This window comes from Mesorhizobium sp. NFR06 (assembly GCF_900115245.1).
In the GTDB taxonomy this organism is placed as follows: domain Bacteria; phylum Pseudomonadota; class Alphaproteobacteria; order Rhizobiales; family Rhizobiaceae; genus Mesorhizobium.
The window spans coordinates 58315-72948 of the sequence record NZ_FOVT01000019.1; the positions used below are offsets into that span (position 1 = coordinate 58315).

Consider the following 14634-nt stretch of genomic DNA (forward strand, 5'->3'; position numbering starts at 1 on the left):
ACCCCTAGCGGCCCCGTGGTGCCGGGCTGTTAATGCGCCGCACTTCAGTCGAAGTGATCACGTCTGTGAATCCTGAAAGCAGTCACTGTCGGGGCAGCCAATCCTTGCCGTCTTACATTGGCGGACATGCGGACGGGCGACCATTCCGGCGCCGCCGCCGACGGACCCTAGCGCTTTTTACGCAGGGGATTCCGCGTTCTGGCGCGGAGGGTTGATTGCATCACGCCGTTGGCGAGCTCCAGTAGCACAAGTCCCATGAGCTTTACGATACGATCGCCGTTCATCTTTCCGATCGGCTCTTCTCTCGCCTATGTAGCTCTTTCCACTGCTGTCCTCGTAGCATCGGCCTTTCAACATAAATGCGGCGACGGCCGACTCCGTTTTTTTACATCCTCTCCATGATAATTTTTCCTGAACACCCGCTGCCAGCTCCGGTCCCTTTGAATTTACCCGTTCCGTTGTCACCCCTTATGACGCCGGTCAGGGTGTTCCCGCCTGTTCTTCCTTTATAAACAAAGGTCATTTTCATATTGACAGCGCCGCTGTCAGAAATACTTCCCGTAAAACCGGAGTCAGATGATACTCTGCCTTCACTTATGACGACGGACGATGAGAGTTCTCGCCAATCGCCGCAGTTCGTTGTGGCTCGTCTGACCAATCTCCATGTGCCATTAAAGGCGCTTAGCCCGCTCGGCCGAGGCACGCAATGATCGCGTTCCACCACCATTCCGTGTTCACAGGTAAGCGGGCAGATACGTGCTCCAATCGCCCTTAGTCTTTCCAGAAGTGCCGCTGTCGGTTCCAGCGATGCAAGCTTGACACCTTGCCGATCAGCAAAGTCCTGAAGCGCTTTGCGGCTGCCGGCCCCCCATTTCCCGTCAGCCTGGCCTTCAAGGCATCCTATGCGGGAAAGTTCCGTTTGAGTGGCGTGGGCAAGTTCGCTCGGGTCTATGATAGGTGCCGATAACTGCGTCAGCGGATCGGGGTGTTCGAGGCTCGCGACATCCGTCCCCTTGGCATCGTCGGTTGCACTAGTGGCGCGCTCCGTCTCAGGCAGGTGCGCCTGCCGTTCCGCTCCCATGCGCTTGTCGATCGCGTCGATCTTCAATCTCGCAAGGGGTGCAAAAGCGCCGCCGGGAAATTGCTGCAAGTACGCCTCGAAAAAGCTCTTGTCGGTCGAGTCCTTGATAGTCGCCCAATACGCAAGTTCGACCGCATTGTCCGGCGACGTCGACTGCTGAGCGGGGGCAGGCACCGCCTTCGGTTCCGTTGCGAGAGGCTTCAACACGACCTCGCCCGTGAGCGAAGAGTTCTCCCACGGCACTTGCCCGCCATCTGTCGCAGCCAGCACATCGCGGCGCACATCGATGAGGTCGCGCATGATGTCCTGCCCCGGCGTGCCTAGGTGAGCGACCAGTGCAGTCGTGAATGGAGAATTCCTCCCCGCTCCGTCCATGGCGACATTGCCCGGTTGCGTTGCGAACGCTATGAGCGAGCCGACTCCGCTGCCGAGCCTGGCCAGCCCCCGACTCACGGTACCGGAGCGCGTGCCCATCGAGCGGGAAAGCTTCTCGGTGAACGGATTGTCCCGACAGGCATCGAGGAAGATGAGGTTGACTTTGGTGCTGCGCTCCATCGCTGAAAGTACGAGGTCCATCGGAAGGGCCTCAAAGTCGAGGTCATTATAGCTGGATAACTTGGCATCGACCGGCACCATGTAGTTGTTGCCGTTCACCTGCAGTCCATGCCCGGCATAGAAGAACAGCGCCATGTCGGCGCCGTCGAGCTTGTCCAGGAACTGGCGCACCGTACGACGCATTCCCGCGAGGTCGAGATCCTGGCCGCTGACGACCTCGAAGCCAAGGCTTTGAAGCTTGGCATTCATGTCGGCCGAATCGTTCTCCGGATTGGCGAGTTGGACGGCATGTTGGTAGGCCGAATTGCCAATTACCAGCGCCACCCGTTTCTCGGCGGCTGCCTGTCCTGCAACAGCAACAAACAATAAAACCAACAGGATGAAAGCGCTGCGCATGGCAGAGACGGCTCCCCAATTGAAATGTAGCAGAGGCTAATGCAACCGAAAAGAGCTATGCCCCCGGGCTGCGGACGAATGGCCTGCGCCGCGAGGTGGCTTTCGGCGGACACCGTCGGTGCCAAGCGGTGCATTCCCACGCAAATGGGTGACAATTTGCCTGACAAGGCCGAACGGGTATGCTGGCGGCAGGTAGGCCTTCCACTGGCTTAGGGGGCTATTTCGGAGTGCGAATACCTAGAGGGATCGTCAGCCTCCGGCGAGGTGGCATCGCCGCTTCGCTCGCCTATCTGGTTCTGCTGTGCATCTCGACCGCTCTCGTGTCACCGCCGTTGGAGAATGTTCTGCGCGATGTAATGATGGTCTCGATCTCGCCATTCACTCGCGCTCCGCCCAACATCGTCGTGGTCGCAATAACAGAACAAACCCTGGCGAAATATCCATACCGCTCACCGCTGGACCGCGGCTTCCTGGCCGACATCGTGGCCCGGATCGAGTCGGCCCACCCTCTTGTCATCGGTATCGACCTTTTGTTCGACCAGCCGACAGAGCCGCAAAAGGATGCCCGGCTCGAAACTGTTATCGAAACCGCCAGTGTGCCTGTGGTGATCGCCTCGGCGTCGCACACTGACGGCCTCACCCCGAGGCAGTTCGACTATCTCAACGCGTTCGCTCCGTCGGCAAGGCGAGGGCTTGCGGCATTGTCGCATGACAGTCTCGACGGCGTGGTCCGTGGAGCCTTTCCCGGTCGAGAAGCGGAAGCGGGATGGACGCCAAGCTTTGCTGCTGCGATCGCAGCAGCAACCGGCATTCGTCGCGGCCACTGGCCCGAGGAAATGGTCTACTACCGCACGGCAAACGGCTTGCCGTTTACCTTTCCGACCTACCCGGCGCAGGCCGTTCCGCTGGCACCCCTTAACTGGTTCGAGGGGAAATATGTTCTTATTGGAGTAGACCTACAGCAGACAGACCATCATCAGACGCCGTTCGCACTATGGAGCGGCGCGGAAAACGGTGTTCTCCCTGGCGTTGCCATCCAGGCCCACTCGCTAGCCAGGCTCTTGTCCGGAGACAGAATAACGATCCCTTGGGCTGCGGTGGGTTACGCGCCGATGCTTCTTGTTGGGCTATTCTGCTTGTGGATCGCTTCGCGGCCGATCCCGGTGGTCTTCAAACCTGTCGCTGTCGGCGGTGCGGTGCTCTTGGTGTGGATAGGTGAGGCGTGGGCCTTCGACAGGTTCGCTATCCTCTTTCCGATGGTCGCCCCTGCAATGCTTGTGCTGGGTCTGTCGGCATTCGCTGGCTTCCTGGCTTGGAGACGGGACGCGAACGCTCGCCACTTCATTCAAAACGCGTTCTCGAAATATGTCAGTCCGGCCGTCGTTGCAGCGATCGTCGTGGATCCCGACGCTCTCCATCTCGGTGGCGAGAGGCGTGAGGTCACCTGTGTATTCACGGATGTCGAGGGATTCACCTCACTCAGCGAGAAACTCGAGCCTGAGGTGCTCGCTGACGTATTGAACGAATATCTGGACGCGCTCTGCGAGTTGTTCATCGAGCATGGTGCCACCATCGACAAGGTCGTCGGCGATGCGGTGGTCGGCTTCTTCGGGGCTCCGGCGGTGCAAGATGACCAGGCCGAGCGGGCCGTATCTCTGGCACTGGCTGTGCAGGACCTCGGGCAGCGGCTGCGAGAAAGATCGGCGGGAGGAGGCTATTCGTTCGCCAGCACCCGCATAGGTATTCATAGCGGGCCGGCAATCGTCGGCAATTTCGGGGGAAATCGATTCTTCAACTACACCGCCATTGGAGACACGGTAAACACCGCGGCCAGACTGGAGGGCGCAAACAAGTACATCGGGACAAAAAATTGTATAAGCTCGGAAGTCGCGAAACAAGCAGCGCGCTTCTTGCTGCGCCCTGTGGGAGTTCTGTACCTTAAGGGCAAGAACCAAGGCATCGAGGCTTTCGAGGCAATGAGCCGTACGTCGGAAAACACGATACTTTGCCAGGAATATGCGAAGGCGTACGCCCTGCTTGCCGCCGACGATCGGCTCGCAAAAGCGGCATTTGAGACCTTGGTCACAAACTACCCGCAAGACGCCCTGATCGCCTTTCACCATAGCCGTCTTGCAAGCGGGTGCTTCCGAGCAGACATTCATCTGGCCGACAAATAGGGCCATCATGACATGAGCCTAATGCGTCCGATTTCGCAAATCGCCTCTCTGACTCTGGTCGCGGCCATACTTGTGACGGCGCAACGCGCGGTGGCCGGCACACAGTACGTGGTCCTGTCATCTGAGCCAGTGGTGGATGAATTGCCGCCAGGCAAGCTCTTTACGCCAAGCGACATCATCAACGTTCCAGCCGGTACGGTCGTTACCCTGCTCGGCGAGGACGGAAGCGTGAATCCCATTTCAGGTCCTGCAGCCTTCGTGGTCACTGAGGATGCCCTGATGCCTGACAGTTCACAGCGGGCCGCCGACAAACAGGCAGGACCTTCAAACCTAGCCCTGATAGCGAGCTTTTTGGCAAACGAGCGTCAGAGAACCGAGTCCATCGGCAGCGCACGCACCATCATTGACCGGTCCAAATCGAGTGGACTTGACGATCCCTGGGCGATTTCCATCGACGAATCCGCTCCTGGCTGCATCCGCAATGGCGAAGTGGTTCTGGCGCGTCAGGGGATGGGTGAGAGTGCGGTGTTCTCGGTTCGCCTCGGCGATGGAGAGCCGCTGAACGGCTTGGTCTGGAGCGCCGGCAAGCCCACCTACTCTCTTCCGGGCCTTATTCCCACCAACGTAAAATCTTTAGTCGTCGAGACCAACAAGACATCGACGTTGATCGAAATCAAAGTGTTTCCGAAGAACGCCGTTCTCGAAAATCCTTTGGAGGTTCTTGGATGGATGGTGAGCAGCGGCTGCAAACGCCAAGCGTTGGCCTTAGTCCGTCAGCTTGTAACAAAACAGCAATAGCTGTCAGCCAGGAGCCGCGCCGCGAATGATGGAGCGACTGACTAACGGCATAGTGGCGCCATCCTCAGAGTCGCCATACCGGGTATTAGGTAAACTGGAAGGACTGGGGTTTGGGCGCGTCTGTTCAGCGGGCTTGATTGCCTGGCCGACACCTCGCTGATAGCCTTGCTTGTCAGTATTGGGGGAGGGGAGCATGAAACTCCTGTTTGTGACGTTGGTAGGGGCGCTTCTTTCAAGTTCCGCGCTGGCCGACCAGTTCCCTGCCGGATTTAAGAACAATGGCCTGAACGGGCCATTGAGGCCGGCGACGAAGGGCGGCGTCACCACATTCCAGATAATCGATCGGAAATGCAGCAGCGTGGACTACGGCGACGGCCGTGGCGAGAACGACTGCCACAATGGCAACGTACGCGCCACATTGATAGGCCCGGACGGCAGGATAGGCGAAAGCATGGAGTATCGCTTCGACCTGTGGATCGATCCATCGTTCAACTACCCCGGCTTCTACAACGACCATGCTATAGGCTTCCTGCCGGGCGCATTGGACAGCCGCCTTCGTATCGCCAGTTGGGAGGGGCCGTTTATTCACAACTTTCTTTATATGCTGAAAGTTGACGCAACCAAAGGTGTTACCTTCCTCGGCAAAGAATGCCAGGCGCCGGCGCGCTTCGGTTCTTGGGTGGCCTTTTCCATGAAGGTCCGATGGGCGGCCGACAAGACGGGCTGGATCAGGATCGCCTGCGACGACAAGTTGATCTATACCGCCAGCAATCTCGCCACCAACCAGGCACCACATTGCTACATCACCAATCAGTGCGAGCCTGGCGTCGTCAAGAATCCAAAGCGGTTTACCTTTTGCCTCGGCCCGGTGATGGCGGGCTTCGGGCCCGAGTGGGAGAAGTACGGGCTCGCCTCACAGTTCACTGCGATCCAGCCTGAGGGCATCACTATCAAGATGCGCAACATCTTGGTAAAGAAAGGAGCCAAGCCGTAACCAGGTTTCGGTTGGCGATTATGTGCCCGGTGATTTGGAATGAGCGCCCCGACGCCCCCTCCTTCAGTGTCGCGCAGATCGCCGCGCGAACCCGCAATTGGCCCGATGCCCAACTTACCTTCCGGCCCGCTGCCGTCCTTTTCGTCGCTTGGTGTGGGCCGTTCGCTTTCCTCGATCAGGGGATGGCCGGCAACTAGGCGTGATCCTTCGCCTAGCCCACTACCTAAGTACCGCCTCGCCTTCCAATTCGTGACGCTGCCGTCATCAGCTCCTGAGTGTCGGGGCGCCGAATAGGCCGCCATTGACTACCTCGTTGGAAGTCCAGCGAAAGACGCCATCGCGGTCCAGCAAGAACTGACCGACGAGCTGCCCAATGCCGGTGGCCATCATCTGTTGATCCGCTTCCGTGATATCGTAGCTGTCCTTCTTGTTCAGATATTCGAGCGCCGCAAACGGGTCCATCGGTTCCGGCATCTCGCCCGGCAAGTCGACCCGCATCGACTTCACATCGCTCATCGAAACCTTTTGCGGCCATGCGCTCTCGTCTTCGGTGATCTGCATATTCGGCAATCCAAAGGCGCGGTGTGAAGTCCGCTCCGGATCGGATGCCGCGAGCAGGCCGAGCATCGGATGGTACGCAGGTACTCGGCGCCGTCATCTGTGAGGCCGGCATGGCGTATCCTTCGACCATCGCAACGAGCTCGGCCTGCCTAGCTCAGAGGAGCGTGCGGTGGTCGGCTGCAAGGAAACAAGGCGACTGGTGAATGACGTACGATATGATGAATGGCGCCGGCATGGGCTGGATGATGGGCACGGCGCTGATCTGGGTCCTGACGCTCCTAGCGCTCGTTCTCGGGCGCTGATCAAATATCTGAGCGTGGATAGCAGTTCGAAAATAGATTGTGGCACGGAAGGAGACAGGAGCGCATCCTGCCGCATCTCATCAATCTGGCGATGCGCAATCGCGAACTCGTACCTTATCGCGAGCGCGTCCTCTCTGCCGCCGAAGGCCGCGTGCTGGAGATAGGCATCGGTTCCGGCTTCAATCTGCCATTCTATTCCTCTCACGCGAGCGAAGTCCTCGGCCTCGATCCATCACCGCGGCTGATAGACATGGCCCGACGCGCCGCAGGCGGTTCTTCGGTACCAGTGACGTTCACAGAAGGGTCTGCTGAGGCGATCCCGCTCGACGATGGCAGCATCGATACGGTGGTGACGACGTGGACGCTCTGCTCCATACCGGGAGCCGTCCAGGCACTCGAGGAGATGCGCCGGGTGCTCAAGCCTGCCGGGCAGTTGCTGTTCGTGGAGCATGGTCTGTCGCCCGAAACAAACGTCCGCAAGTGGCAGGACCGGTTGACGCCGATCTGGAAGCGCATCGGCGGCGGCTGTCATCTCAACCGGCCCATCAAGTCACTGATTGAAATCGCCGGGTTTAGCATAGACCGGATCGACACGGGCTATGCGAGGGGCCTGAAGCCAATGACCTTCATGTTTGAGGGCCGCGCCCGTCCGTGAGGCCGCGGCTCGCCGTCGCGCCTTCCATCGCTTGCAGGCGCCAAGTGCGACGTACGGATTGTCGTTCGGCCTACGCTCGCGTTATGGTCGAACCTGCCACAGATTTTTACCTGCTTGTAGGTCTGGCCCCAATCGACTAATTGGCGGCTGACGACCCGCGCCTGCAAAACTGACTGAAATCAAAGCCGGCATAGGAATCTGGCACCCTACCGGCATGTGCCTACAGATCGTCGGTGCGCCGTATTCCCGTTTGCCAGAACTGGCGGTTCCTGACGGTGAGGGCGCGCACTCGCTCATAGTTCCCTGTGAGCGGACCGAAGAAGATGTCCACCCGGCCCACTGGCGAGTTTGGACTGAGCAACAGCGATCACAGATGGTTCAAAACGGCGGCGAGAATTGGAACGCCGCCGTCGAAACCTGGATTGCTGCCATTGAGGGCAAGCTCCCACCCAAAGACGTTCGCTGTTGGCAAAGCCCCCGACAGAAGGCGCACCGTTGCCGCGGCCGGTGCAACTGCATGGCCCCTAACCGCACTTGCACGCCATAGGTGGCCATGTACATCGATATCTCCTTGGCGACAGTTGAAGTTGATCGCCTGGAAACCATGCCGGGACGCACCGAGCCGTGCCATCGTGCGAGGGGGCTGCAGCCTCACTCGGGACGTCTAGGTGGCATCTTCCGCAAGGCTAGGTGAGCCGCAGCTCATGGATTTCCATGAGATGCGGCTCACGCGTGGCCCGGTTAGGATGGAAGACCAATTCGGCAGCCCAGATGTTCAAGGATGAGTGTTAAACAAGGCGCTGACAGTCTCCGGCTTTCATTGTCCGGTAGGAGAAGGCAATGACGACAGCGCTCAACTCACTTGGCGAACCCGATGCAGAAGCATTGCGAGCGGCTCTGATCATCGAGAGCGTAGTCGGCAATGCGTGGGCGACAGACGCTGCCGGACGGTTCAGCTACATTACTCCCACCACGTTGTCGGATCTCGGCACGACACTGGAGGAACTCAACACTCCGTCGGAAGACGGCTCCGCGGGTTGGAAGCGGCTAATTCATCCAGACGACTATGACCGGGCTGTCGCCGTGTGGCGTCGCTGCCTTGAGACAGGTGAGCACTACAATGTGGAGCACCGCATGTTGCGCGCGAGCGGTGCTTACGGTTGGAGCCGAAGCTCCAGACAGCCGCTGCGCGATAGTGCAGGTCGTATCGTTGCATGGTACGGCACGGTGATTGACGGCGATGCGCCGTCCGGGGCCAGAGAGCGGTTCGCTGACGTCATCAGTGCAGCGCTCGAAAGGAAGGCCGCTCCCGACGCTCCGCATTCACTGAGCCTGGTCCACCCTAATGACCGGACGGCGGCGGCTCACGCAGCCGCCCGCGCCTTCTGGACGGGTGTCCCCCAGGTCACGAGACACAGGCAACTCCAGACCGATGGAAGTTATCGCTGGAACGAGACCCGGTCGGAGCCCGGCTACAGTGTCAGTGTGGACATCGATGATCTGGTAACCGACAGGGAGGCGCTCGCCAAGGCAGGGCTGGACCCCCTGGTTGAAAACGACGCCGAACCCATTCGATCGGCGAAGGTCGTTGAAAGCATATTCGGCAACGGGTGGGCGTTCGACGCGGCCGGCAGATGGATTTACCTGCATCCGTTTGCACTGAACTCCCTCGGGGTGACGCTGGAAGACCTGAACGCTCCCTTGAGAGACGGGCATACCGCCTGGAAGCGTTTGCTGCACCCGGACGACTATGAGCAGATCGCAGCCACCTGGCGCCACTGCCTGACGACTGGCGATCACTTCAATGTCGAGTTCCGCTTCCGGCGCGCGAACGGCGTCTACGTATGGGCCCGAACCTCTGCGCGGCCAGCACGCGACAGCCAGGGTCGTATCATAGGATGGTACGGCATCGCACTCGACAACGACGTCTACAAGAAAACCGTGGCGGCGCTGCGCGGTCGGGAGCGGGAACTTTCTCAGCTCGTCGACATGGTCCCAGTCCAGATCCGGCGTTTGACGCCTGAGGGCGAGCCGACCTTCTTCAATAAACGCTTGCTTGACTTCTTCGGTTTGGACGGCGTGGCGGATTTGGACAAACCGGCGATGAGCCGGCTGACGGCGGCGATACAGTCTCTCGTCCATCCCGAAGATGCGGCGCGCCTCCTGGAGACCGTCCGCCACTCCCTGGCTACCGGCGAGCCATATTCCATGAAGTATCGCATGCGCCGGGCGGACGGCGCGTACCGCTGGGTGGATGGGCGCGGTGAGCCGCTGCGTGATCACAGCGGCGCGATCGTGCAGTGGTATGCAATCTCCATCGACATCGACGACGAGATGCGCGCGCAGGAAGCGTTGCGCGACCGGGAGCGGGAGCTCTCGCAACTTGTCGACATGGTGCCGAGCTTCCTCTGGCGCCTGTCTGCGTCGGGCGAGCCGGTCTTCTTCAGCAAGCGAATGGTCGAGTTTCTCGGTCTCGACGTAGGAGAATACGAGAGTGCGGGAGGAAACGGTCTGACAGCCGCCATAGCGGCGGTCGCCCATCCCGACGACGCGGCCAAGCTGGAAGCTGCGCTCAATCACTCCATCGTCACCGGCGAGAGCTTCTCCCTGAACTACCGGCTGCGTCGCGCTGACGGTGTCTTTCGCTGGATGTCGGGTCGTGCTGAACCGATGCGAAACGAGGATGGAGCCGTCGTCCAATGGTACGGTCTTTCGCACGACATCGATGACCAGGTGAAGGCCGAGGAAGCGCTGCGGAAGAGCAAGCGGCAGCTTGAGCAAATGATTGACGCCGTGCCGGTGAATATCCTGAGCTTCGCCCCTTCGGGCAGGATCACCTACGCCAGCAAGCGATACCTTGACAAGGTTGGTTCACCGCCGACGCACATCGAGGACTTCGATGCCCTGGCCCGGGACCTGGCCCACCCTGAAGACTTTCCGACAATGTTCCGAAGGGCATCGAATGGCTTTGCGACCGGCGAGCCTTTCGTGAATCGGTTTCGTCGGCGCGAGAAGGATGGCGTCTACCGCTGGATCGAAGCGCGAGCGCAACCGTTACGGGATGCCGATGGCGCGATCGTGCAATGGTATATGGCTTCAATCGACATCGAAGACGAGATGCGAGCGCAAGAGGCATTGCGCGAAAGAGAGCGCGAGCTTCAGCAGCTTGTCGATGCCTTGCCGGTCCACATCTGGAGCTGGACGCCCGATGGCAAGCTTGCTTACGTCAACAAGCGGTCTTTGGAGGATCTCGGCATCTCCGGGGCGAACTTCGAAGATTTCACCAGGGTGGCGCAAGAGCTGATCCATCCCGAAGATGCTCCCGAGGTGCTCCATAGGTCAGCCAATTGTCTCAAAACAGGCGACTCCTTCATCATGCGCTATCGCCGGCGTTGGAAAGACGGCAATTATCGCTGGATAGAGGGGCGTTGCGAGCCTCTGCGCGATCGGGACGGAACGATCGTGCACTGGTACCAGGTTTCCATCGACATCGACGATGAGATGCGCGCACAGGTGGCGCTGCGCGAGAGAGAACGTTCGCTGTGGCAGCTGGTTGAAACGCTGCCGGTGATGATCGATTGCGCCGCGCCGAATGGCGAGCCGATATATCGCAGCCGTCAGCTCCGCGAATTCCTCGGATATGAGCTGGAATCATTGGACGGTAAGGGAAAATCCCGCCTGTCCAGGACACTCGACGAAGGTGTTCATCCTGACGATCTGGCGGGCGTCAAAGCGAACTATGCTCATTCGTTGGCCACTGGCGAACCATATGCGCGGAGGCACCGTCTGCGGCGCTTCGATGGCGCATATTGCTGGGTCGATACGCGCGCAGCACCGATGCGCAATGCCGAAGGGGCGATTGTTCAGTGGAACGTCGTCTGCCTGGACATCGATGGTGAAGTTCGAGCGCAAGAAGAGCTGCGTCTGGCGCAAGAGAGACTTGCGCGTGCGAGCCAGGCGGCGAGCCTTGCCGAGCTTTCGGCCTCTATTGCGCATGAGGTGAACCAGCCTCTGGCGGCTGTTGTCGCCAATTCGCACGCCTGCCAGCGCTGGCTCATGGCCGAACCGCCAAATATCGATCGAGCGCAGAAGACGGTGGAGCGCATTATCCGGGATGCCAATTCGGCGGCGGATGTCGTCAGCCGCATCCGCGCCTTGTTCAAGCAGTCTGCAGACGCTATGGCCTACACAACGCTCGGCAGCGTCGTCGCGGAGGCGCGCGACCTCATTGCCGAAGAGGCGGTGCGGCGTCGTGTTCGTATGGACGTCGATGTTGAAGGCGACCTTCCTTTTGTCGCGCTCGATCGGGTGCAGATCCAGCAGGTTCTGGTGAACCTCATCCGCAATGGCATGGATGCGATGGACTCTGTTGCGGGCGACAGGGTTCTTGGACTTCGCGTGCGCCGGATAGGAGATGCGATCCAGATCGAAATCAGCGATCGCGGCCCGGGCATCGAGCTTCCTGACCGGATATTCGAGCCGTTCTTCACCACGAAAGAGCACGGCATGGGCATGGGGCTGGCGATCTGTCGCTCGATTGTCGAGTCGCACGGCGGACGGTTATGGGCGGAGAAGAACGAGCCGCGTGGAGCAACGTTCGTCTTCACACTGCCGGTTGAGGCGAAAGCAGACCATGACGACGGATGATCATGTTGTCTTCATCGTCGATGACGATGCGCGAATCCGGGAGGCGCTTGATGAGCTGCTGGCGTCACACGGCATGCGCGCCATCGCCTTTGGATCGGCGGGCGATTACATCAGCGCGAACAAGCCTGATGTCTGTGCCTGCCTCATCCTCGATGTCGAGTTGCCGGACATCAACGGTTTGGATCTGCAGAGGCAGATCGCTGAAGGCGATCATCCGCCGATCGTTTTCATAACGGGGCATGGCGACATCCCGTCATCCGTCCGCGCGATCAAGCATGGCGCCGTGGACTTCCTGACCAAACCTTTCAGCGATGCGGATCTCATGGCCGCAATCCAGGCAGCGATCGTTCAAGATCGGGAGAAGCGATCAGAACGCGCCGAGCTCGGCGTGTTGAGGCAGCGCTACCTCGAATTGACGCCACGCGAGCGCGACGTGCTGCCGCTCGTGGTGAGCGGTCTTCTCAACAAACAGGCCGCAGCTGAGTTGGGGATCAGCGAAGTTACGCTGCAAATCCACAGAAGGAATGTGATGCAGAAAATGATGGCGGCGTCGCTCGCCGATCTCGTGCGCATGGCGGAACGATTGGAGATACCGATCACCCACTCGCGACGAACGGGAGGGAACTGAGCGTGAGCAAGGCAAAACCCGTCGTGGCGGTAGTCGACGACGATCCAAGAGTCCTTGAATCGCTGGAGGACCTGCTGGAATCCGCGGGCTATGTCGCTTGCAGCTTCCCGTCGGCGGGATCGCTGCTCGCATCCGGGCTGTTGGACGTGGACGTGCTCATCACTGACATCGGGATGCCTGGCACGAGCGGCCTTGAACTTCGCGACCTCGTGAAGAAGGCCCGCCCCGAATTGCCGGTGTTCCTTATCACCGGCCGCCACGAGATAGCCGATCAGGTCCGCGCCCAAGGCATCAGCGGTTTCTTCCGCAAGCCCTTCGACGGTCAAGCCCTGCTGGCTGCCGTCGCCAACGCCTTAAACGGTCGAGAAATGGAGGGTAATGATGAGAGTTGACCAGCCACTCCAACAGAGATCGGCACCGTCATCGCACAGAAGCGAAGCGGAACAGCCGGTCGTGATCATTGTCGATGACGATGCAGCGGTTCGGGAGGCACTGTCGGAACTGATCCTGTCGGCGGGTTTCCAGCCGATCTGCTTTGCCTCGACGCGCGAATTGCTCCACGCCGACGTATTGCACAAACCCGGCTGCCTGATCCTCGACGTGCGCATGCCGGGGGCGAGCGGTCTCGATCTGCAGTATCATCTGGCGCAGAATGGCAACCCGAAGCCAATCATCTTTCTCACTGGTCATGGCGATATACCGATGACGGTCCAGGCGATGAAGGCTGGTGCAGTGGATTTTCTTACCAAACCGGTACGAGACCAAACATTGCTCGATGCTGTAATCGCGGCCATAGCGATGGACGCCTCGCGGCGGGCGAAAGCAGAGGTGGTCAAGCGAAATGTCGAACGACTTCGGACATTGACGCCACGTGAGCGTGAGGTCCTGCATCACGTGGCGCGCGGCCGCCTCAACAAGCAGATTGCCTTCGACTTCGGCATCAGCGAAGTGACGGTGAAGCTGCATCGCGGCAACGTCATGCGCAAGATGGAGGTGGCCTCCATCGGCGAACTGATCCGGGCCTGGGAGACACTGCCCATGCCCCTGCGTGAGACCTCGGCCTGATGGGGTAGCAGCCGTCAACGGGATTTCAGCGCGCCGGGATTGCAACGTTGACGACTAACGGCGACTGGCTGAAAGGCGAACTCGTCAGGCGATAAAATCAAGCGACCTGTTTTGCTTGCCGCCTATTCGTCGAAGGACGCACGCTCTACGAAATCGACGGAAGAGGAAGCTCGGTATCCGGGGATATAGCGTTCACCGAAATCGCGGACGAATGTCATAGGTCGTTTCGGGCCTTGTCTCGGCGATGTGGCAGAAGCACCGTGTCATGCGCCGCTTCATGTCGAGCCGCAGGAACTCCCTGACGATACTTGCGATCTCCGCAGCTGGAATGATCTCATATTGCAGGCCCACGACATCCAGGCAGATCCCGGTAGTGCAGAGCGCCACCTGCGCTTCCTTGTAGAGACCGATCGATGGTGTCGAGTTGAGAGCGACGCTGTCCCAGATCAACTGGGCGCGGCGCTCGTCGACACCGCCTTGCCTCGCGAAGGCCCGAGCCAGATCGGCGCTTTCAATTTCGAACCGGCGCGGACCGTTGAAGCGCTGATTGAGCGTAAGGTCGTGCAACAGCGCACCGACGGCGACGACTTCCGCGTCATGATCGATGTTGCGAAGCTGTCCGATCTGTGCAGCAAACAACCAGGAACGGACGACGTGATTGAAAAGATAGGGCTCGCTTTCCCGGAGGGCACGATAGAGAGCCTGCTGTACGAGCGGCGTATCGGGAACCAAAACTCCTGCAAGTATCCGACTGCCGGTGCCGTTCATCGCCCCG

At 59.8% G+C, this 14634-nt stretch carries 10 protein-coding genes and 1 pseudogene; 8 read left to right on the forward strand and 3 right to left on the reverse strand.

Annotated elements, in window-relative coordinates:
* Nucleotides 1–385: 385 nt before the first annotated feature.
* Nucleotides 386–2032 (reverse strand): caspase domain-containing protein, encoded by a 1647-nt coding sequence (locus tag F3H96_RS25780; RefSeq protein ID WP_149804485.1) that lies wholly within the window; start codon nt 2030–2032, stop codon nt 386–388.
* Nucleotides 2033–2211: 179 nt separating this feature from the next.
* Between F3H96_RS25780 and F3H96_RS25785 the strand changes: the two genes are divergently transcribed.
* The 3 genes from F3H96_RS25785 to F3H96_RS25795 all read left to right on the forward strand — a co-directional run bounded on the left by F3H96_RS25785 (nt 2212) and on the right by F3H96_RS25795 (nt 6001).
* The gene (locus tag F3H96_RS25785) at nt 2212–4209 is read left to right on the forward strand and encodes an adenylate/guanylate cyclase domain-containing protein (protein WP_149804486.1); all 1998 of its coding nucleotides are present in this window, start codon (nt 2212–2214) and stop codon (nt 4207–4209) included.
* 21 nt (nt 4210–4230) lie between these two features.
* Nucleotides 4231–5007 (forward strand): hypothetical protein, encoded by a 777-nt coding sequence (locus F3H96_RS25790; protein WP_149804487.1) that lies wholly within the window; start codon nt 4231–4233, stop codon nt 5005–5007.
* Between the two features lie 193 nt (nt 5008–5200).
* Nucleotides 5201–6001, forward strand: coding sequence for a hypothetical protein (locus tag F3H96_RS25795; protein WP_149804488.1), 801 nt, complete (start codon nt 5201–5203; stop codon nt 5999–6001).
* A 223-nt stretch (nt 6002–6224) separates the two neighbouring features.
* On the opposite strand, the pseudogene F3H96_RS25800 reads toward F3H96_RS25795, so the two are convergent.
* A pseudogene (locus tag F3H96_RS25800) lies at nt 6225–6637 on the reverse strand (AhpC/TSA family protein); the annotation flags it as partial.
* A 318-nt stretch (nt 6638–6955) separates the two neighbouring features.
* On the opposite strand from F3H96_RS25800, the gene F3H96_RS25805 reads away from it, so the two are divergent.
* The 5 genes from F3H96_RS25805 (at nt 6956) to F3H96_RS25830 (ending at nt 13859) form a co-directional block, all read left to right on the forward strand.
* Entirely contained in the window at nt 6956–7519 is a 564-nt protein-coding gene (locus F3H96_RS25805) for a class I SAM-dependent methyltransferase (protein WP_149804531.1), read from the forward strand.
* Nucleotides 7520–8359: 840 nt separating this feature from the next.
* Nucleotides 8360–12166: a PAS domain-containing protein gene (locus F3H96_RS25815; RefSeq protein WP_149804490.1), complete on the forward strand. Its 3807-nt coding sequence runs from the start codon at nt 8360–8362 to the stop codon at nt 12164–12166.
* Nucleotides 12153–12794: a response regulator gene (locus F3H96_RS25820; protein ID WP_149804491.1), complete on the forward strand. Its 642-nt coding sequence runs from the start codon at nt 12153–12155 to the stop codon at nt 12792–12794. The genes F3H96_RS25815 and F3H96_RS25820 overlap by 14 nt, the downstream gene beginning before the upstream one ends.
* Before the next feature lie 2 nt (nt 12795–12796).
* The gene (locus F3H96_RS25825; protein WP_149804492.1) at nt 12797–13186 is read left to right on the forward strand and encodes a response regulator; all 390 of its coding nucleotides are present in this window, start codon (nt 12797–12799) and stop codon (nt 13184–13186) included.
* A complete protein-coding gene (locus F3H96_RS25830) occupies nt 13176–13859 on the forward strand; it encodes a response regulator transcription factor (RefSeq protein ID WP_149804493.1) in 684 nt (227 codons plus the stop codon). Before F3H96_RS25825 ends, F3H96_RS25830 begins: the two co-directional genes overlap by 11 nt.
* Nucleotides 13860–14051: 192 nt before the next feature.
* On the opposite strand, the gene F3H96_RS25835 is transcribed toward F3H96_RS25830, so the two are convergent.
* Complete coding sequence (locus F3H96_RS25835) at nt 14052–14627, reverse strand: HD domain-containing protein (RefSeq protein ID WP_244620155.1); 576 nt, start codon at nt 14625–14627, stop codon at nt 14052–14054.
* Between the last annotated feature and the right edge of the window lie 7 nt (nt 14628–14634).

Bases quoted from the DNA above. Each gene is read 5' to 3' on its own strand.
- F3H96_RS25780 (WP_149804485.1), bottom strand. From the start codon at position 2,032: ATGCGCAGCGCTTTCATCCTGTTGGTTTTATTGTTTGTTGCTGTTGCA.
- F3H96_RS25815 (WP_149804490.1), top strand. From the start codon at position 8,360: ATGACGACAGCGCTCAACTCACTTGGCGAACCCGATGCAGAAGCATTG.
- F3H96_RS25805 (WP_149804531.1), top strand. From the start codon at position 6,956: ATGCGCAATCGCGAACTCGTACCTTATCGCGAGCGCGTCCTCTCTGCC.
- F3H96_RS25785 (WP_149804486.1), top strand. From the start codon at position 2,212: ATGCTGGCGGCAGGTAGGCCTTCCACTGGCTTAGGGGGCTATTTCGGA.
- F3H96_RS25790 (WP_149804487.1), top strand. From the start codon at position 4,231: ATGCGTCCGATTTCGCAAATCGCCTCTCTGACTCTGGTCGCGGCCATA.
- F3H96_RS25820 (WP_149804491.1), top strand. From the start codon at position 12,153: ATGACGACGGATGATCATGTTGTCTTCATCGTCGATGACGATGCGCGA.
- F3H96_RS25830 (WP_149804493.1), top strand. From the start codon at position 13,176: ATGAGAGTTGACCAGCCACTCCAACAGAGATCGGCACCGTCATCGCAC.
- F3H96_RS25795 (WP_149804488.1), top strand. From the start codon at position 5,201: ATGAAACTCCTGTTTGTGACGTTGGTAGGGGCGCTTCTTTCAAGTTCC.
- F3H96_RS25835 (WP_244620155.1), bottom strand. From the start codon at position 14,627: ATGAACGGCACCGGCAGTCGGATACTTGCAGGAGTTTTGGTTCCCGAT.